The organism is Caulobacter sp. GW821-FHT12F03 (assembly GCF_058806855.1).
On the sequence record NZ_JBXAQC010000005.1, the window covers coordinates 19,680 to 41,393 of the forward strand.

General features: G+C 70.5%; 22 protein-coding genes. 13 read left to right on the forward strand and 9 right to left on the reverse strand.

Features of this window, described 5'->3' with window-relative positions:
* Positions 1 to 8: 8 nt before the first annotated feature.
* Together AC1RN0_RS12845 and AC1RN0_RS12850 are read left to right on the forward strand one after the other, a co-directional pair.
* Positions 9 to 1,010 (forward strand): stage II sporulation protein M, encoded by a 1,002-nt coding sequence (locus tag AC1RN0_RS12845; protein ID WP_492787838.1) that lies wholly within the window; start codon positions 9 to 11, stop codon positions 1,008 to 1,010.
* Positions 997 to 1,866: an RDD family protein gene (locus tag AC1RN0_RS12850; protein WP_492787839.1), complete on the forward strand. Its 870-nt coding sequence runs from the start codon at positions 997 to 999 to the stop codon at positions 1,864 to 1,866. The genes AC1RN0_RS12845 and AC1RN0_RS12850 overlap by 14 nt, the downstream gene beginning before the upstream one ends.
* Here the strand turns inward: AC1RN0_RS12850 and AC1RN0_RS12855 are convergent.
* Positions 1,863 to 2,642: a DUF7847 domain-containing protein gene (locus tag AC1RN0_RS12855; protein ID WP_492787840.1), complete on the reverse strand. Its 780-nt coding sequence runs from the start codon at positions 2,640 to 2,642 to the stop codon at positions 1,863 to 1,865. The two genes, AC1RN0_RS12850 and AC1RN0_RS12855, sit on opposite strands and share 4 nt — an antisense overlap.
* Before the next feature lie 60 nt (positions 2,643 to 2,702).
* Complete coding sequence (locus tag AC1RN0_RS12860) at positions 2,703 to 4,673, reverse strand: AsmA family protein (protein WP_492787841.1); 1,971 nt, start codon at positions 4,671 to 4,673, stop codon at positions 2,703 to 2,705.
* Positions 4,674 to 4,994: 321 nt separating this feature from the next.
* Here AC1RN0_RS12860 and modA point away from each other — a divergent pair, with 321 nt between their 5' ends.
* Positions 4,995 to 5,768: a molybdate ABC transporter substrate-binding protein gene (modA, locus tag AC1RN0_RS12865; RefSeq protein WP_492787842.1), complete on the forward strand. Its 774-nt coding sequence runs from the start codon at positions 4,995 to 4,997 to the stop codon at positions 5,766 to 5,768.
* Here the strand turns inward: modA and AC1RN0_RS12870 are convergent.
* Positions 5,765 to 6,295, reverse strand: coding sequence for a hypothetical protein (locus AC1RN0_RS12870; protein ID WP_492787843.1), 531 nt, complete (start codon positions 6,293 to 6,295; stop codon positions 5,765 to 5,767). The two genes, modA and AC1RN0_RS12870, sit on opposite strands and share 4 nt — an antisense overlap.
* A gap of 60 nt (positions 6,296 to 6,355) precedes the next feature.
* A complete protein-coding gene (locus AC1RN0_RS12875; protein WP_492787844.1) occupies positions 6,356 to 6,721 on the reverse strand; it encodes a VanZ family protein in 366 nt (121 codons plus the stop codon).
* 107 nt (positions 6,722 to 6,828) lie between these two features.
* On the opposite strand from AC1RN0_RS12875, the gene AC1RN0_RS12880 reads away from it, so the two are divergent.
* Positions 6,829 to 7,470 (forward strand): HAD-IA family hydrolase, encoded by a 642-nt coding sequence (locus AC1RN0_RS12880; RefSeq protein WP_492787845.1) that lies wholly within the window; start codon positions 6,829 to 6,831, stop codon positions 7,468 to 7,470.
* Positions 7,471 to 7,609: 139 nt separating this feature from the next.
* Here AC1RN0_RS12880 and AC1RN0_RS12885 read toward each other — a convergent pair whose 3' ends face one another.
* Positions 7,610 to 8,005, reverse strand: coding sequence for a hypothetical protein (locus tag AC1RN0_RS12885; RefSeq protein WP_492787846.1), 396 nt, complete (start codon positions 8,003 to 8,005; stop codon positions 7,610 to 7,612).
* 104 nt (positions 8,006 to 8,109) lie between these two features.
* Between AC1RN0_RS12885 and pseB the strand changes: the two genes are divergently transcribed.
* Together pseB and pseC are read left to right on the forward strand one after the other, a co-directional pair.
* Complete coding sequence (gene pseB, locus AC1RN0_RS12890; RefSeq protein ID WP_492787847.1) at positions 8,110 to 9,147, forward strand: UDP-N-acetylglucosamine 4,6-dehydratase (inverting); 1,038 nt, start codon at positions 8,110 to 8,112, stop codon at positions 9,145 to 9,147.
* On the forward strand, positions 9,144 to 10,304 hold the full coding sequence (pseC, locus tag AC1RN0_RS12895; RefSeq protein WP_492787848.1) for a UDP-4-amino-4,6-dideoxy-N-acetyl-beta-L-altrosamine transaminase: 1,161 nt from the start codon (positions 9,144 to 9,146) through the stop codon (positions 10,302 to 10,304). The genes pseB and pseC overlap by 4 nt, the downstream gene beginning before the upstream one ends.
* Here the strand turns inward: pseC and AC1RN0_RS12900 are convergent.
* A complete protein-coding gene (locus AC1RN0_RS12900) occupies positions 10,301 to 12,013 on the reverse strand; it encodes a hypothetical protein (RefSeq protein WP_492787849.1) in 1,713 nt (570 codons plus the stop codon). The genes pseC and AC1RN0_RS12900 overlap by 4 nt on opposite strands.
* A gap of 146 nt (positions 12,014 to 12,159) precedes the next feature.
* On the opposite strand from AC1RN0_RS12900, the gene chvI reads away from it, so the two are divergent.
* From chvI to AC1RN0_RS12925, 5 genes are all read left to right on the forward strand, one after another.
* Positions 12,160 to 12,867, forward strand: a complete 708-nt coding sequence (chvI, locus tag AC1RN0_RS12905) for a two-component response regulator ChvI (protein WP_492787850.1) — start codon at positions 12,160 to 12,162, stop codon at positions 12,865 to 12,867.
* Complete coding sequence (gene chvG, locus AC1RN0_RS12910) at positions 12,836 to 14,416, forward strand: two-component sensor histidine kinase ChvG (RefSeq protein ID WP_492787851.1); 1,581 nt, start codon at positions 12,836 to 12,838, stop codon at positions 14,414 to 14,416. Before chvI ends, chvG begins: the two co-directional genes overlap by 32 nt.
* Complete coding sequence (locus AC1RN0_RS12915; protein WP_492787852.1) at positions 14,413 to 14,847, forward strand: HPr kinase/phosphorylase; 435 nt, start codon at positions 14,413 to 14,415, stop codon at positions 14,845 to 14,847. Before chvG ends, AC1RN0_RS12915 begins: the two co-directional genes overlap by 4 nt.
* Before the next feature lie 88 nt (positions 14,848 to 14,935).
* Positions 14,936 to 15,340, forward strand: a complete 405-nt coding sequence (locus tag AC1RN0_RS12920; RefSeq protein ID WP_492787853.1) for a PTS sugar transporter subunit IIA — start codon at positions 14,936 to 14,938, stop codon at positions 15,338 to 15,340.
* Entirely contained in the window at positions 15,337 to 15,609 is a 273-nt protein-coding gene (locus tag AC1RN0_RS12925; protein ID WP_492787854.1) for an HPr family phosphocarrier protein, read from the forward strand. The genes AC1RN0_RS12920 and AC1RN0_RS12925 overlap by 4 nt, the downstream gene beginning before the upstream one ends.
* Here AC1RN0_RS12925 and bioB read toward each other — a convergent pair.
* Entirely contained in the window at positions 15,606 to 16,607 is a 1,002-nt protein-coding gene (bioB, locus tag AC1RN0_RS12930) for a biotin synthase BioB (protein WP_492787855.1), read from the reverse strand. The two genes, AC1RN0_RS12925 and bioB, sit on opposite strands and share 4 nt — an antisense overlap.
* An 83-nt stretch (positions 16,608 to 16,690) precedes the next feature.
* Here bioB and AC1RN0_RS12935 point away from each other — a divergent pair, with 83 nt between their 5' ends.
* Positions 16,691 to 18,190, forward strand: coding sequence for a CYTH and CHAD domain-containing protein (locus AC1RN0_RS12935; protein WP_492787856.1), 1,500 nt, complete (start codon positions 16,691 to 16,693; stop codon positions 18,188 to 18,190).
* A gap of 88 nt (positions 18,191 to 18,278) precedes the next feature.
* Positions 18,279 to 19,670 (forward strand): adenosylhomocysteinase, encoded by a 1,392-nt coding sequence (gene ahcY, locus AC1RN0_RS12940; RefSeq protein WP_492787857.1) that lies wholly within the window; start codon positions 18,279 to 18,281, stop codon positions 19,668 to 19,670.
* Here ahcY and AC1RN0_RS12945 read toward each other — a convergent pair.
* Together AC1RN0_RS12945 and AC1RN0_RS12950 are read right to left on the reverse strand one after the other, a co-directional pair.
* Positions 19,667 to 20,389 (reverse strand): SH3 domain-containing protein, encoded by a 723-nt coding sequence (locus AC1RN0_RS12945; protein WP_492787858.1) that lies wholly within the window; start codon positions 20,387 to 20,389, stop codon positions 19,667 to 19,669. The genes ahcY and AC1RN0_RS12945 overlap by 4 nt on opposite strands.
* Positions 20,390 to 20,398: 9 nt before the next feature.
* Positions 20,399 to 21,655, reverse strand: a complete 1,257-nt coding sequence (locus AC1RN0_RS12950) for a hypothetical protein (protein ID WP_492787859.1) — start codon at positions 21,653 to 21,655, stop codon at positions 20,399 to 20,401.
* Positions 21,656 to 21,714 lie beyond the last annotated feature (59 nt).

Sequence of the window (21,714 nt, forward strand, 5' to 3'; positions counted from 1 at the left end):
AGCCGCCGGTGGCCAGTCCTCCCCTCAAGAGCCAGAGCTTCCGCGCCGAGCGCGAATGGGACTGGCGCAAGCTCGACGGTCTGCTGACCCGCGTGCAGGAGAAGTCGGTCAACAGCCTGACCGACGAGGAGCTGGTCTCCATTCCGGTGCTCTACCGTTCGACGCTGTCGTCCCTGTCGGTGGCCCGCGCCATCTCGCTCGACCAGGGCGTGACCGCCTATCTCGAGAGCCTCAGCCTGCGGGCCTACCTGTTCGTCTACGGCGTACGCTCGACGCCGCTGGAGCGGATCGGGCGGTTCTTTTCGCGCGACTGGCCGGCGGCGGTGCGCGGCCTGTGGCGCGAGACCCTGGTCTCGGCGGCCCTGTTCGCCCTGGGCGCGGTCGTCGCCTACCTGCTCGTGCGGCACGACGCCGACTGGTACTACGCCTTCATGCCGGGCGGGATGAGCGGCGGCCGGGACCCCTCGTCCTCGACGGCCGAGCTTCGCGACACCCTGTACGGCGTCGACGGCAAGGACGGCCTGTCGGCCTTCGCGGCCTTCCTGTTCACCCACAACGCCGGGATATCGATCCTCGCCTTCGCGCTGGGCTTCGCCCTGTGCCTGCCGACCGTCTTCCTGCTGGTCTACAACGGCGTGAGCCTGGGCGCCTTCCTGGCCCTGTTCACCAGCCGGCAGCTCGGCGTCGAGGTCGGCGGCTGGCTGATCATCCACGGCGTCACCGAAATCTTCGCCTGCGTGCTCGCCGGGGCGGCGGGCTTCCGCATCGGCTGGTCGGTGATCTTCCCCGGCGACCGCTCGCGGCAGGAGGCGGTCGCCGACTCCGGCCAGCTGGCCGCCACGGCCATGGTCGGGGTGGTCATCATGCTGGGCTTCGCCGGCCTGCTGGAGGGCTTCGGCCGCCAGCTGATCACCCTGGACGCGGCGCGCTACGCCATCGGCCTGACCACGGCGGTGATGTGGGGCCTGTATTTCTACCTGCCGCGGGGAGGGCGCCATGAGCGCCGTTGAGATCGATCCACGCGAGGGCGAACGGGCGCTGATCACCCCCGAGGGCATCGACCTGAAGGTCCGCATCGCCTCGGCCGGCGAGCGGGCGTCCGCCTTCATGATCGACGCCGCCCTGATCGTCGGCGCCCTGATCGTGCTCAGCCTGCTGTCGCTCGGCGGGGCGCTTCTGACCGGAACCCACGCGATGGAGTTCGTGGCGGTCATCTGGCTGCTGGGCGCCTTCCTGCTGCGCAACGCCTGGTTCATCGTCTTCGAGCTGGGCCCCTACGCCGCGACGCCGGGGAAGCGGGCCCTGGGGCTGCGCGTCGCCGCCCGCAATGGCGGCCGGTTGACGGCCGAGGCGGTGTTCGCCCGCAACGCCATGCGCGAGCTGGAGGTGTTCCTGCCGCTGTCGTTCCTGCTGTCGGGCGGCTCGGAGGGCGATGTGTCGAGCTGGACCTGGCTGCTGGGCGTGACCTGGAGCGGCATCTTCGTGCTGTTTCCGCTGTTCAACCGCGACCGCCTGCGGCCAGGCGACCTGATCGCCGGCACCTGGGTGGTGCACGCGCCGCGCCGCAACCTGCTGCGCGACCTGGCCGGCGACAGCGCCGCCGACACCCGTTTCACCTTCACCCGCGCCCAGGCCGAGGCCTATGGCGTCAAGGAGCTGCACGTTCTCGAGGATGTGCTGCGCCAGGGCGACCGGCGGGTCATGCGGGCGGTGGCCGATCGCATCCGCGCAAAGATCAAATGGGTCGAGGGACCCGACGAGGCCGACGCGGACTTCCTGTCGGCCTACTACGCCGCCCTGCGCGGCCGGCTGGAGTCCCGCCTGCTGTTCGGCAAGCGCAAGCGGGACAAGTTCGACCAGACCTAGTCGAACACCGCCGCCAGGGCCGCCGGGCCGATGCCTTCGCGGGCGACCCGCAGCTCGTAGTAGATCGCCGCCGCGCCGACCGCGCCGATCAGGCTGCTGGCGGCGGAGACCACCGGATTGATCACCACCTGCATCAGCGGGCTGGCGGCCATGCCCGTCAGGCCCCCGGAGAGCGCCCCGCCGACGCCGACGACCACGATGCCGAAGATCCAGGCGAGCACGACGTAGAGGACGAACAGTCCGAAGATCGACCAGCGCGACCCGCGCGTCAGCTCGCGGCTGCGGTCGAAGCTCTCGAAGATGCCGCGCTTCTCAACCACCTGCGCGGGGATGGTCACGCACCACATGACCATCAGGATCAGCCCGGGGATGATGAGCAGAATGAAGCCGACCATCAGGCCGAGCGCCATCAGGATCGAGATCAGGATCACCGGACCGAGCGCGCGGAAAGCGGTCGTCAGGGAGGCGCCGAGCGAGGCCTTGCGCCCGTTCAGGTCGGCCACCGCGCCGTGAATCACCGCCGCCTGCAGAATCCAGCTGAGCAGGGCGCTGATGATCCCGCCGACGAGCTTGACCGGCCAGCCGCTGAAGGGGGCGGCGCCGGCCTCGAGCGCGGGGTCCGCCAGACTGATCAGCGCGATCACCGCCTGTGGAATGGCGACGAACAGCAGCGCCAGGGCCCCGAACGGGACGATATTGCGGCCGATCGCCCCGAAGGTGGCGCTGAACACGCCGGCGATCTCGAACTGTGGCCGCTGCATGGACTCCAGTGTCATCGAACTCTCCCTCAACCCTGAGGGCAGGCTACACGGGATTCCCGCGCGCGAAAGCCCGGATCAGCGGGCGGTCGGCGTGCGGACCGGCGCGCCCTTCGCCCGGCCCTCGGCGACCAGGGCGGCGCAGTTGGCGTCCTTGGCCAGCCCCGGCTCGACGAACGGCAGGATGGCCGCCACCGGCGAGAGCAGGGTCGCCAGCACGGCCGCCACGCCCCCCTGCGCCACGGCGTCGCCGGTCTGCAGGTCAAGGCCCGGCTTTGTCAGCGGCCCCTCGACCTTGATCGGGATGAACAGCCGGAGCAGCCGGGGCTTCTTGGACTGGCCTTCGAACGTCAGGTTTAGCCGCTCGGTCTTCAGGTTCACCACGCCAGAGCCCTCGACGCGCACCACGCCGGTGTCGACGATGATGCGGTTGGCCCGCGCGATGCCGTCGGTAACCCGGAAGTCGGCCACGGCGCAGCGGATCGGCGTCTGTCGCGGGTCTTCGGACAGCAGCAGGAACAGGCCGCGGAAGACATTCACCCCGAGCAGTTCGGCGAAGGCCTGACGCATCTGGCCGCTGGGCGCGACGACGGTCAGGGCGCCGTTGGCGCTGGCGGCGGTCTTGCGCACGGAGTCGCCGTAGCCGGTCAGCTTCGCGCGGGCGACGATCTGGCCCTCGATGGCCGGCCGGCCGGCCGACTGGACGGTGATCCAGTCCTCCAGCCGCGCGCCGGTCAGGCGCAGGTCGAGGTCCGTCCGCGGGGTGTCGCCCTGGGCGTTGAGCCGCACCAGGCCGCGCACCGCGCCGCGCCGGAACGTCACCGCCACGGGGTCGGCGGTCAGCACCCCGTCCTTGAGGTCGAGATCGAGCCGCACCTGGGTCAGGGGCAGGCCGGGGGCGTTCACCGTCTCGGCGCGATAGGTAACCTTCGCGTCCATCGCCCGGATGCGGTCGACCTGCAGGGTGGCGTCCGGGAAAATCCGCCGGGCGGCCTGCATCCGGCCCGCCACGGCCGCCTGTTCCGGCGAGACGGTCTCGCCCTTGCGCGTCGAGGGCGCGCCGCCGAACAGGCTGCCGAGATCGTCGAAATCGAGCCGGTGCGAGCGCAGGTCCGCGGTCAGGAACGGCCGCTCGCCGCGCGTCTGCACCGACAGGGTTCCGGCCAGGTCGCTGTCGCCGATGCGGCCGGCGGCCTGTTCGAAGCTGTACAGCGTCCCGCGTCGGGTCAGCCGCGCCTTGAGCCGGTAGGGCGGCGTGTTGGGCAGGGCCAGCCCCGTCAGGGCGTAGAGGTCGTTCAGGTCGGCGCCGCTGACCATCACGTCGCCGTCGAAGCCGCCGAGGTCGAACGGCTTGAGGATCCGGGCGGTCGCCACGATGTGGGTCGATCCCGCGCGGACGTCGGCGCGAAACGGCCAGGGCCGGTCCGGCGAGATGTTCAGCAGCGGATCGCCGGTCACGTCAGCCAGGAAACCCGCCCCGTTCAGCCGGCCCTCGCCACGCAGGGCGAATACGCCCCGTCCCGCGCCGCCGGCGGTCTCGTCGGTGTAGACGCGCCCGGCGAAGGTCGTCTTGCGCCGCGCGTCGTTTAGGGTCAGCTGGCCGTCAATGATGGTGAAGTGGCGGATGGCCGGCAGTTTCGCGCCGCCGCCCCCGCCGTGGCCGAAACGCCAGTTGCTGCGGCCGTCGGCCAGCCGGATCAGGCTGACCCGCGGGCGGACGATCTCCAGCCGCGGCAGCACGGCCCGGCCCGTGAACAGGGGGAGAAGCTCGATCCGCACGCTGATCCGCCCGAGACGGGCCATGTCGCCGCCCGCCTTGACCCAGCCCGGCTGGGCGATGCGCACGTCATTGGCCTCGACGCGCGGCTGCAGGGACCAGGGGTGGACGTTCAGATCGCCGGCGATCACCACGGTGCGGTTCAGGCGCGCCGAGGCAAGCGCCCCCACCGGCCCGCGCAGCCAGTTCCACTGGAACACCCAGAGAAACAGGATCAGGCCGAGGATGATGACGGTGATGACGCCGAAGCCGATGCGCGCGCGGGGCGACATGGCGGTCCACCCGCGGACGGGGTGCGACAGGACGGCGGATGCGGCGCTGGGCCAGCGGATCGGCAAACTCAAACCTCCGGCGACCCCCGGGCTCTAAGCGCGGGGGCGTCGGAGGGGTTCCGTCCGGAAGGTCGGTCAGTAGACCAGCTTGAGCCCGGCCCAGGCGGCCGCGGCCGTCAGAAACGCCACGATGGCGATGATTTCGTAGGTCTTGAACAGCGGCCCGTTTGGCGAACGCATATGATCTCCCCCTTGTCCCGTTTCGATCCAGCGACCAGATGGATCGCAAGGCGCGGGCCATGGCCGGACGGGAGCGGGCGGATGCGGACGAGACGACTCTTCCTCGCGGGCGCGGCGACGCTGCTGGCGCCCGCGCTCGCCCGGGCCGGCCAGCCGATCACGGTGTTCGCCGCCGCCTCGCTGCAGGACGTCCTGACCGCCGCCGGGGCGGCCTGGACGGCCCAGGGCGGAACGCCGGTGCGCTTCAGCTTCGGCGCCTCCTCGGCCATGGCCCGCCAGATCGGCCAGGGGGCGCCGGCCGACCTGATCCTGACCGCCGATGAGGAGTGGATGGACTGGCTGGCCGGCAAGGCGCTGATCGTGCCGGCCTCGCGCCGCCGCCTGCTGTCCAACCAGCTGGTGCTGATCGCGCCGGCCGGCGCGAAGGCGACCCTCGCGATCAGGCCCGGCTTCGCCCTGGAAAAGGCCCTCGGCGGCCGGCGCCTCGCCGTGGCGGACCCCACGGCCGTGCCCGCCGGCAGGTACGCGCGGGCGTCGCTGACCAGTCTCGGCGTCTGGGACGCGGTGTCGGACCAGCTGCTGCCGGCCGAGAACGTGCGCGCCGCCCTGGCCTGGGTGGCGCGCGGCGAGGCCCCGCTGGGCATCGTCTACGCGACGGACGCGAAGGCCGAACCCCGGGTGCGCGTGGTCGGGGTGTTCCCGGAGTCGAGCCATCCGCCGATCGTCTACCCGGGCGCGGTGACGGCGGCCTCGCGCAACAGCGCGGCGGCGGGCTTCCTCGGCTTCCTGCAGACCCCGAAGGCCTCGGCGATCTTCCGGCGTTACGGCTTCGGCGTGCTGGCCAGGCCGGCCTAGTCCTCGACCTTGCCCGGCCACTCGAGCCAGCCGCCCGGGGTCGTGCTGGCCGACTTGTAGCGGACGTAGGGTTGCTGCGGCGCGCCGGTCACGGCCAGGCCGCCGCCCGACGCCGAGCCATAGGCGTAACCGCTCGACGATTCACGGTAGCTGTAGCGTTCGGAGGAGGACTCGCTCTCCTGCACCGAGACGCGGACGCCGCCGGCGGCATAGCCGTCGCCACGGCTGCCGTAGCGACCGCCGTAACCGCCCGACAGGCCCTCGTCCGACGCCTGATAGCCATAGGCGCGGGTCTCGCGCACGACGACCGGTTCGGTGCGCACGCGATACGTCCGGGCGCCGCCCGAGGCGCGCTGACGCGGGGCGGCGGCCCGGGCCGTGCGAACCGGGGCGGCGGCGGGCGGCGTCGCCGTCGCGGGCGTCGGACAGGCGCAGGCGACCTTCCGCGCGGCCGCATCGAACGGATTTCCGTCGCAGGCGGTCAGGGCGAGGCAGGAGACGGCGAGCAGGATCAGCCGAGCAGACATGGGACTCTCCGGAGGAGATCAGGAGCGTTACCCTATTCAGGTCGCGCCCCGCTCACCCGGCTATTCACCCCCGGCGGGAGCCTTAACCTTGATCAGAGCGCGCAGGGCGAGCGTCGCCAGCAGGCCCAGCGCGATGCCGAAGGTGTTGGCCAGGGCGTCGGCCGGATCGCCCTGCCGGCCCAGGGCCATCAGCGACTGGGCGATCTCGATGGCCACGCCGGCGCCGAACAGGCCGGCCGCCAGCCGCGACAGGCGATGCGGAAAGGCCCAGGCGCCGATGACGGTCAGGCCGAAATAGGCGGTCAGATGCTCGACCTTGTCCCACAGGCTGACGCTCGGCAGCGCGCTGCTCGGGACCAGCGAGGCCCAGGCCACGAAAAGGCAGGCCAGGCCGAAAACGGCGATGCGAAACGGGCGGGGAAGCATGCGGAAAGAGCCTGCGGGTTGCGTCCTGGACCACCCGTCTCTAGAGCGCGTTGATCCGGTGATGGAACAGGTTTCGCGCGCCGGGGCGCGAAAAGGGGATTGTGAACGTGGTTGCAGCAGTGATCTGGGATTTCGGCGGCGTCATCACGTCCTCGCCGTTCGAGGCCTTCAACCACTTCGAGGCCGAGCGCGGCCTGCCGCGCGATTTCATCCGCAAGGTCAACTCGACCAACCCGCATGACAATGCCTGGGCGCTGTTCGAGCGCAACGAGATCGACACGGCGACCTTCGACGTGAAGTTCCTCGAGGAGGCCACGGCGCTGGGCCATCCGGTGCGCGGTGGCGATATCCTGCCCCGGCTGTCGGGCGACGTCCGGCCCCGCATGGTCGCGGCGCTGAAGGCCTGCAAGGACGTCTTCAAGGTCGGCTGCATCACCAACAACGTCCAGACCGGCCACGGCGCGGGCATGGCGGGCACCAGCGACAAGGCCGCCCAGGTGGCCGGGATCATGGAGCTGTTCGACGCGGTGATCGAAAGCTCCAAGGCCGGGGTCCGCAAGCCGGACCCGCGCATCTACCAGATGATGTGCGAGCTGCTGGACGTCGACCCGGCCGACTGCGTCTACCTCGACGACCTGGGCATCAACTGCAAGCCGGCCGCGATGCTGGGCATGCGGGCGATCAAGGTCGGGGGCGTCGACCAGGCCCTGGCCGAGTTGTCGGCCGCGACGGACCTGATTTTCGAATAGGTGCGTCCTTCGAGACGCGGACCTGAAGGTCCGCTCCTCAGGCGGACGAGCCTTGGTGGATTGCACTTCTGTTCGTCATGGTGAGGAGCGAGCTTCAAGCGACCCCGGACTTGATCCGGGGCTCGAACCCCGCACCCACCTAGTTCACCAGGATGGTGCCCAGCAGCAGCTTCGCGCCCTTCTTGCGGAGGGTTTCGTCGGTGAGCTGCTGCAGCTGCCGCGAGATGTAGTCGGCGTCGGGGACGCCCGCCGCCGGCAGGCCGCTGGCGTAGCTCTGCACCCAGCCGGCGTAGGCCGCGCGTAGCCGCGGCTGGGATTCCGAGGCCAGGGTGCGCAGGCGCTCGTCCTGCACGTCGACGCCGCATTCGACGGTGATCACGCCGCGGCTGCCGTCGCGGTGGATGATGGTCGCGGCGATGGTCTTGATCTGCAGGAAGGTCGCGCCGCCGCCCTTTTTCTTTTCTTCGCCGCCGTTGGCGGAGGCGACGGCGGGAAGCAGGGCGAGGGCAGCGGCGAGGGCGAGGCGGCGATCCATGCGGCCAGATGACCCGAACATGGTTGACGCGGCGTTTACACATTCGCGCCAAGCGTAGGACGGGCGGAATTCAATCGGGAATCAGCGCCCGTTCTGGAATGCCCATGACCGCGTTCGCGCCCGACAACCTCGACCTCGACGGCAAGGTGATCCTGATCACCGGCGGTACCGGCTCGTTCGGCCGCCGCTTCGTCGACACCGTCCTGACCCGCTACGCCCCGCGCAAGGTGATCGTCTATTCGCGCGACGAGCTGAAGCAGAGCGAGATGCAGCAGGAGATGCGCGAGCGATTCCCGCCCGAGATCCTGTCGAAGATGCGCTTCTTCCTCGGCGACGTACGCGACCGCTCGCGCCTGACCCTGGCCCTGCGCGGCGTCGACATCGTCATCCACGCGGCGGCGCTCAAGCAGGTGCCGGCGGCGGAATACAATCCGTCCGAATGCATCCAGACCAACATCATCGGCGCCGAGAACGTGGTCTGGGCCAGCCTGTCCAACCACGTGAAGCAGGTCGTGGCCCTGTCGACCGACAAGGCCTGCAACCCGGTCAACCTGTACGGCGCGACCAAGCTGGCGTCGGACAAGACCTTCGTCGCGGCCAACAACCTGTCGGGCGACATCGGCACGCGGTTCGCCGTGGTGCGCTACGGCAACGTGGTCGGCTCGCGCGGCAGCGTGGTGCCGCTGTTCCGGCGGCTGCTGGCCCAGGGCGCGACGGAGCTGCCGGTCACCGACCCGCGCATGACCCGCTTCTGGATCACGCTCGACCAGGGCGTCGACTTCGTCCTGTCGTCGCTGGTGCTGATGCGCGGCGGCGAGATCTTCGTGCCGAAGATCCCCTCCATGACCATGCCGGACCTGGTCCACGCCATGGCGCCGGGTGCGGGCGTCAAGGTGGTCGGGATCCGGCCGGGCGAGAAGCTGCACGAGACGATGGTCGGGGCTGATGACTCCCGCCAGACGGTCGAGCTCGACGACCGCTATGTGATCGAGCCGTCGTTCGTCGAGTACATCCGCACGCCGTTCGGCCCCGCCGACGGCGGCCGGCCGGTGGCCGAGGGCTTCTCCTACGCCAGCGACAACAACGACGACTGGCTGACCGCCGACCGCCTGACCGCGATGCTGGAGGAGACCGGCGCGTGAGCGAGGGCTTCCTCCCCTACGGCCGCCAGACCATCGAGGAGGATGACATCGCGGCCGTGGCCGCCGCCCTGCGCGCCGACTTCCTGACCACCGGCCCGACGGTCGAGGCGTTCGAGACGGCCTTCCGCGCGGTCGTCGGCGCCGAGCACGCCGTCGCCTGCAGCAACGGCACCGCCGCCCTGCACATGGCCATGCTCGCCGCCGGGATCGGCCCGGGCGACGTCTGTATCGTCCCGGCGATCACCTTTCTCGCCACCGCCAACTGCGCCGTCTACGTCGGCGCCGACGTGGTGTTCGCCGATGTGGATCCGGACAGCGGCCTGATGACGCCGGACACCCTGGCCGAGGCGCTGGACCGGGCGAAGGGCCGCCGCGTGCGGGCCGTGCTGCCGGTGCATCTGCGGGGCGACGTCTGCGACCTGCCGGCGCTGGCGGCGCTGGCCGGGCAGGCGGGCGCCGTCCTCGTCGAGGACGCTCCGCATGCGCTCGGCTCGACGCTCAAGGTCGGCAATCACGTGGAGCGGGTCGGCGACTGCGCCCATTCGGCCATGGCGACCTTCTCGTTCCATCCGGTGAAGACCATCGCCACCGGCGAGGGCGGCATGGTCACGACCAACGACGCCAGCCTCGCCGACCGCCTGCGCCGCGCCCGCAGCCACGGTATGACCCGGACGCCGGGCGCCGATCCGTGGCTCTACGAGATGGCCGAGCCGGGCTTCAACTACCGCCTGCCGGACATCAACTGCGCCCTGGGCCTGTCGCAGCTGGCCAAGCTGCCCCGTTTCATCGACCGTCGCCGGACCCTGGCGGCGCTGTACGAGACGGCGCTGGCGCCGCTGGCCCCGGTCGTGCGGCCGGCGAGGCGGCCGGAGGGCTCCGACCCCGTGCTGCATCTGCTGACCGTGCTGATCGACTTCGCGGCGGCCGGCAAAACGCGGCGCGAGGTTGTCGACGCCCTCGCCGCGCGCGGCGTCGGCAGTCAGGTCCACTACATCCCCGTGCACACCCAGCCCTACTGGCGGACGCGCAACGGCCCGCTCGCGCTGCCCGGGGCGAACGCCTGGTACGCGCGGTGCCTCAGCCTGCCGCTCTATCCGGCGATGGACGACGGCGACGTGGCGCGGGTCGTGGACGCCCTGGGCGAGGCGCTGGCCTAGGCGGCCATCCCGGCCGACTGCATCATCCCGCGGACCTTCTCGACGGCCTCGGGGGACCTGGCCAGTTCTTCGCGCAGCTCGGGATTGCGCACCAGCTTGAGCGCTTCGCTGCGGGCCCGGTCCGCGGCCGGACCCAGCGGCGCGGCCTCGCCGACGGCGAGGCGCAGCAGCAGGTTCAGGCGGTGCACGGCCGGCGCGGGCGCGCGGGCGATCAGGGCGACGATCTTGCCGTCGGCCTCGATCATGCCGCCGATCTCGCCGATCTTGGCCTGGACCGGACCGGCGTCTTCGGCCACGAGCCCGGCGCGCAGGATGGTCTTCTGCAGAGTGGCGAGGGTGGCCATGCGCGTGGCCGGGGAGTCGGCCCCGTAGCGCAGCTCCTTCTCGAACCGCAGGGCCGAGACATTGGCCGACAGATAGCGGGCGGCCTGGCGCTTGTTGGCCGCGCCGGTGACGTTCTCGGCCAGGTAGATCAGGGCCTCGACCTCTTCGCGCGCGGACATGTGCTCGCCGAGCAGCGCCTCCACGAAATCGCTGGTCACCAGCATGCGCGACCGGGCCGAGAAGGCCTCGTGGATGTCGTCCAGGCTCAGCACCCGGTCGCCCGACGCGGTCAGGGCCATGGCCAGGCCGCGCAGCAGTTCGATCTCGGCGGCGGCGTCGCCCGGCTTCAGGCGGCGGGGGCCGGTCAGCTCACGCAGCACCCGCTGGGCGATCGCGCTGCGGCAGGTTTCGAAACCGCCGTCCGACAGCCACTGCGCCAGGCGCTGCGCCGGGGGGGACAGCTCCGGCATGATCCGGGCGACCTTGCGATCCATCCGGACCAGAACCTCGACGCCGTCGGCCCCGGCGACCCGGGTCATGGCGGCCAGCTGGCCGCCGAGGTCGAGATCGGGGCCCAGCAGGTCGGTCAGGCCGGCGCGTGCGCCGAGAATCTCGGCCAGCGGCTGTTCGATGACCTGCAGCGCCATGGCCCGCGCGGGCCCTTCGGCCGGCGCGGCGTCGGCCAGGTCGAGCAGGCGGGCGACCTTTTCGCTCCAGGTGCGGGCCGGGCCGATCGAGGCGGCGACGCCGGCTCCGAGCAGATAGCCCCGGTCCGGATCCCCGGCCAGCCGCTCGGCGGCGGCCGCGAAGCCCTCGCGGTCGAGGTTGGGTAGCAGCCCCTTGCGATGGTCCTTCATCAGCCGTTCGATGGCCCGCTCGGCGAGCTGCTGGAACGACCGGATGATCTCGTGCACGCCGATGCCGCGGGCCTGGGCCTCGGGGATGGCGACCTTCTGGATGGCGTGCTGCAGCTCGATACCCGAGGCTTCCAGCTTCTCGACCAGGTCCGGCCGGTGCAGCAGTTCGAACGGCGTGGCCTTGTTGCGCTGCAGCCAGTTGTCGAGCAGCCGGCCGATCCGCTCGCGCGCATGACAGGTGTAGAGGTCCGACGGACTGACGCAGAGCGGCTCGGTGTCCTCGCGGACCTTGCGGGTCCGGGTCCGCTCCGGCGCGCCCTTGCTCAGGATGGTCACGGAGCGGAATTCGCGGGTCTCGGGGTCCAGCGTCTCCTTGGTCACCCGCACGGCGGCGACCCGGCCGTCCTCGAGCGCCTGCTCGGCGGTCTCGATCGCGCGCGCCCGGTCCTCGGTCGCGATCTCGAGCGACCAGCCCGAGCCAGGCTGGCGGCGCACGAACAGCTCGTAGTGAACCTGGCCTCGTTCCATGGACCTCATCTATGTGGGTAAGGCCCTAAGGTCCGGTTTACGATGCGAAAGCGCCGCAATGGGGCCATGCTGACGGGCGAATTCCTTGCGCCGGGGCCGGACCACGGTAGGGTCGCCCGCACGACACACTGAGACGAAGGACTGAAATGGCCAATATCACTCTGGTGGACGACGACGAGAACATCGTCGCCTCTGTTTCACTGGCGCTGGAAAGCCATGGTCACACCGTGACCGCCTGCCATGACGGGGTGGCCGGACTCGAGTCGCTGCAGAACAATCCGCCCGACCTGGCCATTCTCGACGTGAAGATGCCGCGCATGGACGGCATGGAGCTGCTGCGCCGGCTGCGCCAGACCTCCGAGGTCCCGGTGATCATGCTGACCAGCAAGGACGAGGAGATCGACGAGATCCTCGGCTTCAACCTCGGCGCCGACGACTACATCCACAAGCCCTTCAGCCAGCGGCTGCTGCTGGAGCGGGTCAAGGCCGTGCTCCGGCGCGGCGGGGTGGACGAGGCGATCAAGGCCGGCGGCCCGGTCGATCCGGGCGCGCGCTCGATGAAGCGCGGCAAGCTGACCCTCGATCCGGAGCGCCACGACAGCCTGTGGGACGGCAAGCCCGTCCGGCTGACGGTCACCGAGTTCCTGCTCCTGCAGAGCCTCGCCCAGCGGCCCGGCTTCGTGAAGAGCCGCGACAACCTGATGGACGCCGCCTACGACGATCAGGTCTATGTCGACGACCGCACGATCGACAGCCACATCAAGCGGATGCGCAAGAAGTTCCGCCAGGTGGACCCGACCTTCGACGCGATCGAGACCCTGTATGGCGTCGGCTACCGCTATCGCGAATCCTGACCCCGAGACGTCCGAACGGCGACGTCTCTGGCCGCGCGGGTCCCGTCTCGGGCGGCTGATCATCGTCCTGAACTTCGTCGGCCTGGCGATCCTGATCATCGGCGCCCTGACGCTGAACGAGCTGCGGCGCGGGCTGGTCAACGCCCGCATCGACAGCCTGATCACCCAGGGCGAATGGGTCGCCCGCCTGATCGACGAGGCGGCGACCGTCGGCGAGCCCGAGCCGGCCCTGCAGGCCAATGACGCCGCCCGGCTGCTGCAGCTGCTGCACCTGCCGCGCAGCCAGCGCGTCCGGCTGTTCGACAAGGACGGCCGGCTGATCGCCGACTCCTACGACGTCGCCGACCGCGTCGACTGGAAGCCGCTGCCGCCGGCGCGCAAGCCCGGCCAGGCGCCGCCGGCCGCGCAGAAGAATCCCACGGCCGAGCGCGCCGCCCGCGCGCTGAAGGCCGAGCTGGACGCGGCCCTGCGCGGCGAACAGGTCAAGGGCCGGCGCATCGGCGAGAACGGCGAGCAGCTGGTCTCGGTCTCCCTGCCCATCCAGCGGGTGCGGGCGGTGCTGGGCGTGCTGACGCTCGAGGCCGGCGATGTCGACGCGATCATCGCCGCGGAACGCATGGCGCTGATCCCCTTCATCCTCATCGCCATCGGCGTGACGACCCTGTCGTCGTTCATGATCTACGCCCTGGTCGCGCGGCCGGTCCTGCGGCTGGCCCGGGCCGCCGACCGGGTGCAGCAGGCGCGCGCGCGCTCGATCTCCATGCCCGATCTGGCCCGGCGCCAGGACGAGATCGGCGACCTGACCCGCTCGCTGGAGCAGATGACCGACAGCCTGTCGGAACGGATGGACGCCATCGAACGGTTCGCCGCCGACGTGGCCCACGAGATCCGCAATCCGCTGACCTCGATCCGCTCGGCGGTCGAGACGCTGGATCTGGTCGGCGACGGCCCGGCGCGGGTGCGGCTGATGGGCATCCTCAAGCAGGACGTCGGCCGGCTGGACCGGCTGGTCACCGACATCGCCAACGCCTCGCGGCTGGACGCGGAGCTCTCGCGCGACGAGCCGCGGCCGGTCGATCTGGTACGGCTGATCGGCGACATCGTCGGCCTCTACGCCGGCGCGAACGGCCCGAGCGGATCCGGCGTGACCGTGCGCATCACCGAGCCGGGCGACGCCATCATCATCGCCGGGCGCGAGGGCCCGCTGGGCCAGGTGTTCCGCAACCTGATCGACAACGCCCGCTCGTTCAGCCCGCCGGGCGGCGAGGTCCGGGTGACCCTGACCCGGGCGCGCGGCGCCGCCGAGGTGGTTGTCGAGGACGACGGCCCCGGCGTCCCGCCGGACAACCTCGAAACCGTGTTCGAGCGGTTCTACACCTCCCGGCCCAAGGGCACGGCCTTCGGCAGCAACTCCGGCCTCGGCCTGTCGATCGCCCGGCAGATCGTCGAGGCCCACGGCGGCGAGATCCACGCCGAGAACCGGACGGACCCCGACGGCGCCATCGTCGGCGCGCGATTCATCGTCCGTCTGCCGGAGCGTGGCGGATGATCCGCCATGCCGGACTGGTGGCCCTGCTCTGGCGCGGCGACTGGCGCGGCGTGCTGATCGAGGGACCGTCCGGCAGCGGCAAGAGCGATCTGGCCCTGCGATCGCTCGCTGAGGGGTTCCGGCTGGTGGCCGACGACCGGGTGCTGGTGTGGACCTCGGGCGGCCGGCCGTGGGGCCGCGCGCCTGATTCGCTGGCCGGCCTGATGGAAAGCCGCGGTCTCGGCGTCCTTCCGGTCGCGACCCGGCCGTTCGCGCCGATCGTGCTGGCGATTCGCTGCGAGCCCTCGCCGGAGGCAGTCGAGCGCTTCCCGGCCCATGAAACCCTCGATCTCCACGGATCGGCTGTGCCGCTGCGCCCGCTGTGGCCTTTTGATCCCGCCGCCCCCGCGAAATTGCGTCGCAGCATCGAGTGTCTTGGAGCCGAACATTAACGGGCGTATCTAGGCGCCTTCGCGGCCGCCGCCGCGACCGTCGGGCAGGGGTTCCCGGTTTGATCGAGACAGGGTTTCAGGCTCGCGCATGATCGGCCTCGTGATTGTTACGCATGGCCGGCTGGCGGAAGAATTCGTCTTCGCCATGGAGCATGTCGTGGGCCCGCAGACGGCCGTGGCCGCGATCTGCATCGGCCCTGACGACGACATGGAAAAGCGCCGCAAGGACATCCTCAAGGCCTGCGCCGAGGTAGATTCCGGTCAGGGCGTGATCCTGCTGACCGACATGTTCGGCGGCACCCCGTCCAACCTGGCCATCAGCGTGATGGAACAGACCCGCGCCGAGGTCATCGCCGGGCTGAACCTGCCGATGCTGATCAAGCTGGCGTCCCTTAGAACCCGGGAGCCGCTCGAGGCTTGCGTCCACCACGCCCAGGAGGCGGGCCGCAAGTACATCTCGGTGGCCTCCTATGTGCTGGCCGGCGAGAAGTGAGCGCCTGCCGCTCCGTCGAAATCATCAATGAGCGCGGGCTCCATGCTCGCGCCTCGGCCAAGTTCGTCCGCCTGGCTTCCGGCTTCGACGCCGAGGTGACCGTGTCGCGCGACGGCACGAGCGTCGACGCCCGCTCGATCATGGGCCTGATGATGCTGGCCGCCGGCATCGGCTCGACCATCGAGATCAGGGCCGAGGGCGCCGAGGCGGAGCAGGCCGTCGACGCGCTGTGCGAGCTGGTGGCGAACCGGTTCGACGAGGAGCGTTAGGCGCTCGCGCCCATCGCCATCGGCTTCATCCCCAGGTCCTTCAGCAGCAGGCTGTCCTCGTCCTGGCCGGGCAGGGGGGTGGTCAGCAGCTTGCCGCCGATGAAGATCGAGTTGGCGCCGGCGAGGAAGCACAGGGCCTGGGTCTCGCGGCTCATGTCGTCGCGCCCGGCCGACAGGCGGACCATCGATTTCGGGCAGACCAGCCGGGCCACGGCCACGGTGCGCACGAACTCCAGAGGGTCGATCTCGCCGTCGCGCCTGACCTGGTCGCCCAGCGGCGTGCCGGCGATCGGCACCAGGGCGTTGACCGGCAGGCTGTCAGGGTGGACCGGCAGGGTGGCCAGCTGGTGCAGGAAGCTGGCGCGGTCCTGACGGCTCTCGCCCATGCCGACGATGCCGCCGCAGCAGGTCGAGATGCCGGCGTCGCGCACGTGCTGCAGCGTTTCCAGCCGGTCGTCATACGTCCGGGTGGTGACGACCTTGTCGTAGTACTCCGGCGAGGTGTCGAGGTTGTGGTTGTAGTAGTCGAGGCCGGCGTCCTTGAGGGCCACGGCCTGTTCGGCCTTGAGCATGCCCAGCGTCACGCAGGTCTCCAGGCCCATGGCCTTCACCCCGGTGATCATCTCGGCCACGCGCGGCAGGTCGCGGTCCTTCAGGTCGCGCCAGGCGGCGCCCATGCAGAAGCGCTGCGCCCCGCCGTCCTGGGCCCGCTTCGCGGCGGCGAGCACCTCGTCCAGCTCCATCAGCTTCTCGGCCTTGAGCCCGGTCTTGAAGCTGGCCGACTGGCTGCAGTAGCCGCAATTCTCTGCGCAGCCGCCGGTCTTGACCGACAGCAGCTGCGACAGCTGCAGCTCGGTCGGGTCGAACCATTCGCGGTGGACGGCGGCGGCCTGGAAGACGAGTTCGGTGAATGGCAGGGCGAACAGCGCCTCGATCTCCTCGCGGGTCCAGTCGTGGCGCGGCTGGGCGGGATCGACGAAGCGGGCGGGGGCGTTCATGCGGGATAACTCCGGTCTGACCGGAGCCTTCTAGCCAGTCTCTGGCGCTTGCGCGACCCGGAATGAGGGACCAGAGACGAGGAATGACCAAGCCCGCCAACGAGATCGAACTGAAGTTCCTGCTCGACCCGGATCAGGTGGCGGGCGTGCTGCCCCTGCTGGCCGGCGGCGAACGCGACGACCTGGCGGCCGTCTATTTCGACACGCCGGACCGGCGTCTCGCCCGGACCGGGTTCGGGTTGCGGGTGCGGCGGTCGGCGAAGGGGCTCACCCAGACCCTGAAGGCCGCCGCCACGGTGGAGGGCGGGCGCTCGGAATGGGAATGGCCGGTCGCGACCGAGGCCCCCGATCCGGCATTGCTGGCGAGCACCCCCGCCGTCCTGGCCGAAGGTGAAACCCTCGAGCCGGTCTTCGCGGTGCGGGTCGAGCGCATGACGCGCCGCGTCGACCACGGCGGCGGCGAGATCGAGCTGGCGCTGGATCGCGGCGAGATCGTCGTCGGCGACCGCGCCACGCCGGTGCTCGAGCTGGAGCTGGAGCTCAAGGCCGGCGCGCCGGCGGTGCTGTTCGATCTCGCGCGCGGTCTGATGGAGACCACGCCGCTGCGTCTGTCCGCCGTCAGCAAGGCCGAGCGCGGCTATCGCCTGGCCTCGGGCGAGGCGCTCGCGCGGCCGCGGCACACCGTTCCGGCCCTGTCGTCCGATGACACGGCCGGCCAGGCGTTCCAGGCGGTGGCCGGCGCGGTCCTGGCCCATCTGGCGGCGGGGGCGGAAAGCCTGCGCGCCACGCCCGGGCCCGAGGGCGTTCACCAGGTGCGCGTCGCGGTGCGGCGGCTGCGGGCGCACATGTCGATCTTCCGGCCGGTGATTGAGGGCCCGGAGGCGGCCGACATCAAGGCGCGCCTGAAGTGGCTGGCGGGCGAGCTGGACGAGGCGCGAAATCTCGATGTCTTCATCGCCGATGTCTGGCGGCCCGCGGCGGCGGCCCATCATGATCTGGCGGGGCTGGCGGCGTTCGGGCAGGACCTGCTGTCCGCCCAGACCCGCGCCTACAGACGCGTCGCGGCCGCGATCGACAGCGCGACCTTCCGGCGGCTGGTTCTCGACGCCACGGCCTGGGTCCAGCTGGGCGACTGGACCGGACCCCTCGGCGACGCGTCCCGTCGCGACGCCCCGGCCCGCGACATGGTCGCCGACCGGCTCAGCCGGCGCCGGCGCCGGATTCTCAAGGCCGGCCGCCATCTGGCCCGGCTCGACCGCTCGGCCCGGCACGATGTGCGCATCCAGGCCAAGATCCTGCGCTACGCGGTCGAGGACCTCGGCGGGCTGTTTCCGGACCATCCCCGGCGGCGCGACCGGCTGACGGCGGCGCTCAAGCAGCTTCAGGACAGTCTGGGCGTCCTCAACGACCTGGCGTTCAGCGAGGACCTGGCCCGCGATCTGGTCCTGGGCGACGGCGAGGCCCGGGCGGCGCTCGCGGCCGGCTGGCTCGTCGGCGAGCGCTCGACCGGCGAGGCGGCGCTGCTAAAGGCCGCCCAGGCCGACCTGGACGCCTTCGCCGGGGTCCGTCGCTTCTGGGTGTGACATAAAGATATCTTTATGCGTTTCTTGCGATAGCGGGGCGAGGCCGCTATACAGCGCGCTCGCCCCCCAGTGGACAGGAGTCCCCCGCGTGACCGACAGCATCGTGCGCGACATCGCGCTGGCCGACTACGGCCGCAAGGAAATCGCCATCGCCGAGACGGAAATGCCCGGCCTGATGGCGCTCCGCCACGAGTTCGGCAAGGACAAGCCGCTCAAGGGCGCGCGGATCGCCGGCTCGCTGCACATGACCATCCAGACGGCCGTGCTGATCGAGACGCTGAAGGACCTCGGCGCCGATGTGCGCTGGGCCAGCTGCAACATCTTCTCGACCCAGGACCACGCCGCCGCGGCCATCGCCGCCACCGGCACCCCGGTCTTCGCCATCAAGGGCGAGACCCTCTACGAGTACTGGCAGTACACCCACAAGATCTTCGAATGGTCGGACGGCGGCTATCCGAACCTGATCCTCGACGACGGCGGCGACGCGACCCTGCTCTGCGTGCTGGGCCCCAAGGCCGAGCTGGATCCGACCCTGCTCGATCACCCGACCAATGAAGAGGAAGAAGCCCTCTATGCGGTGATGAAGACCTATCTGAAGGAGAAGCCCGGCTTCTATTCGGCCATCGCCGCCTCGATCACCGGCGTTTCGGAAGAGACCACCACAGGCGTGCACCGCCTGTACCAGCTGGCCGCCAAGGGCGAGCTGCCGTTCCCGGCGATCAACGTCAACGACAGCGTGACCAAGTCCAAGTTCGACAACCTCTATGGTTGCCGTGAAAGCCTGGTCGACGCCATCCGCCGCGGCACCGACGTGATGCTGTCCGGCAAGGTGGCCGTGGTCTGCGGCTACGGCGACGTGGGCAAGGGCTCGGCCGCCTCGCTGCGCCAGGGCGGCGCCCGCGTCATCGTCACCGAGATCGACCCGATCTGCGCCCTGCAGGCGGCCATGGAAGGCTACGAGGTCCAGACCCTCGACGACGTCGCCGGCAAGGCCGACATCTTCGTCACGGCCACCGGCAACAAGGACGTCATCACCGTCGACCACATGCGGGCGATGCGGAACAACGCCATCGTCTGCAACATCGGCCACTTCGACAGTGAGATCCAGGTCGCCGGCCTGAAGAACTTCAAGTGGGACGAGATCAAGCCGCAGGTCCACCACGTGGAATTCCCGGACGGCAAGAAGATCATCCTGCTGTCCGAAGGCCGGCTGGTGAACCTCGGCAACGCCACGGGCCACCCGTCGTTCGTGATGTCGGCCTCGTTCACCAACCAGACGCTGGCCCAGATCGAACTGTGGACCAACCTCAAGGCCTACGAGCATCAGGTCTACACCCTGCCCAAGCACCTCGACGAAAAGGTCGCCATGCTGCACCTGGGCAAGCTGGGCGCGAAGCTGACCGTGCTGCGCAAGGACCAGGCCGACTACATCGGCGTGCCCGAGCAGGGTCCGTTCAAGCCGGACCACTACCGGTACTAGGGGCCGTTCCGGCCCGGCATGTGCTCGGGGGGCTCGAAAAAGTCCCCCTCCGCGCCGCCGTCGCAGGTGGTCTCCTGGTTGTTGCAGACGCCGCGGGCCCAGGCCGGGCTCTCCCTGCCCTGCCGGTCGGTGACCAGCAGCCTGACCCATCGCCCCCGGCATTCGCTCGGATAGCGATAGCCGAAGGCGTGAATGCCGTCGGCGGTCTCCCAGGCGGAGGCGATGAGCCGTGATTTCGGATCGGGCGCCGCGAAGGCCTTGTCCGACTGCAGGTCGAACCCGACGTAGCGCGCGCTGATCCAGCCGGCCGGCGGCCTGGGATAGGCCGGACTCCAATCGTCCGGGTTCTTCATGCCGATCCGCACCCAGCCGTCGCGGATCTCGAGGATGTCGAAGTCGGCCTTCATCTCCCGCTCGAAGTCGGGATCGTAGCGCGGGGGCGGCAGCTTGCCGACGATCGGCGCCGTCGGCGACGGCCCGGCGCGAACGTTCAGACCGGCCGGGTCCTTGTCCTCGGACCAGCCGCCGCGGATGTCACAGGCCGTTCCGGCCGGCACGGGAAACACCTCCGGAGGCTCCGGCGGGCCCGGGCCTGCGTCGGGCGCCGGCGCCGGCGCGTTTGACGCCGGTTCGGGAGACGGCGCCGTGACGACCTCCGTGCCCGGCTTGCAGGCCGCCGTCAGCAGCAGCGCCGGGAAAATGAGGGCGGCGATACGCATGCGTCCTGACTAGCCTCCCGCCGCCGGCGCGCCGACGGCCAACGGTCCGAGCACCTTGCGCCCGGTGTTCGTCTCCAGACGAACGTCATAGGCGCCCGGTCGCAGGAAGAAGACCGCCTCCCTCGCCCCGGGCCGGGCCATGTACTGGTCGGCGGGAACGACGTTGGGCGCGGCCAGGGCCTCGGCCGCCGGAGCCGCCTGCAGCAGGGCGCCGGGCGGCGCCGGTCGCCGGAGCGCGAACACGGCCCGCTGCCGACCGTCCCCGGCCAGCCAGGCCGGACGACCATCGGCGTCATCCGGCAGCCGGGGATGAAAGACGGTCAGGTCGACGGCGCCCCTGAAGATCCCGAAGGCCAGCGAGGAGCCGTCGGGCGCCCGCACGATGATCGGTTCGGTCGGTTTGAAATGCACGAGCACGGCCGTGATGGTCGGCGACTCGAAAACGCCGGCCGGCGACGGAAGGCCCAGGGACTGATCAATCGTCAGGGGGTCGATGCCGGTCGCCGCCTTCAGCCGGGTCGCCATCACCGTGTTGGCGCCCATTGTCTTCTCCGCCAGATGTCCATGGCCGCAATAAACGACCAGGCGGGCGTCGGGATTGTCATGCACAAGGGCCGCGAGGTTCGCGGCCTCCGCCGCCTCGCGGGTCGCGACGCGGGTCGGACCGTCGGCGTCATTCGGCGGCCGTTGGGCCGGAGTCATCTCGTAACAGGCCAGCCGATAGCCCCCTGCCCGGGCTCTGCGGATCAGCTCGGCGTAGACGGGGTCGCGGCCATAGTTGGAAAGGTCGGTGGTCACCGGATCGCCATTGGCCATCCGCTCGGCGAAGCGGACTTCCGGATCACTGGTGAAATCCTCGGCGGCCAGCAGGTCGAATCCTTCGTCGCGAAGGCGGTCCAGAACCCGGGCGGCGAAGGCCCGGCAACGCGAGGCGTGATGAGCCTCGTTGATTATCACCAGCCGCCTGCCGCGCGCGGCCGCGACGATGGCGTCCAGCGCCGGCTCGGCCCGACAGGGTTCATAGTCGGTGGTGTCCGCCGGCGGGACGGGGGCGGTGGACGATCGCTGGGCCATCCATTCGCGCATCGCGCCGGCCTCGTCGCCCAGCGTGGCCCGGTACTGCGCCAGGACCTGCCGCTGGATCGGGCTGGACTTCACCGCCTCCAGAAGCCGGCCCAGCTCGGGCAGGTAGAGACCCTGTTCCGACAGGGCTTCGTCCGGCGTGAGCGGCGTCTGCCCGCGGCCAACGCCTGGCGCGGCCAGCACAAGTCCCGCGAGTAACGCGCGTCGCCGGTTTATCATCACGAGAGCTTCGGTTTGTGGTC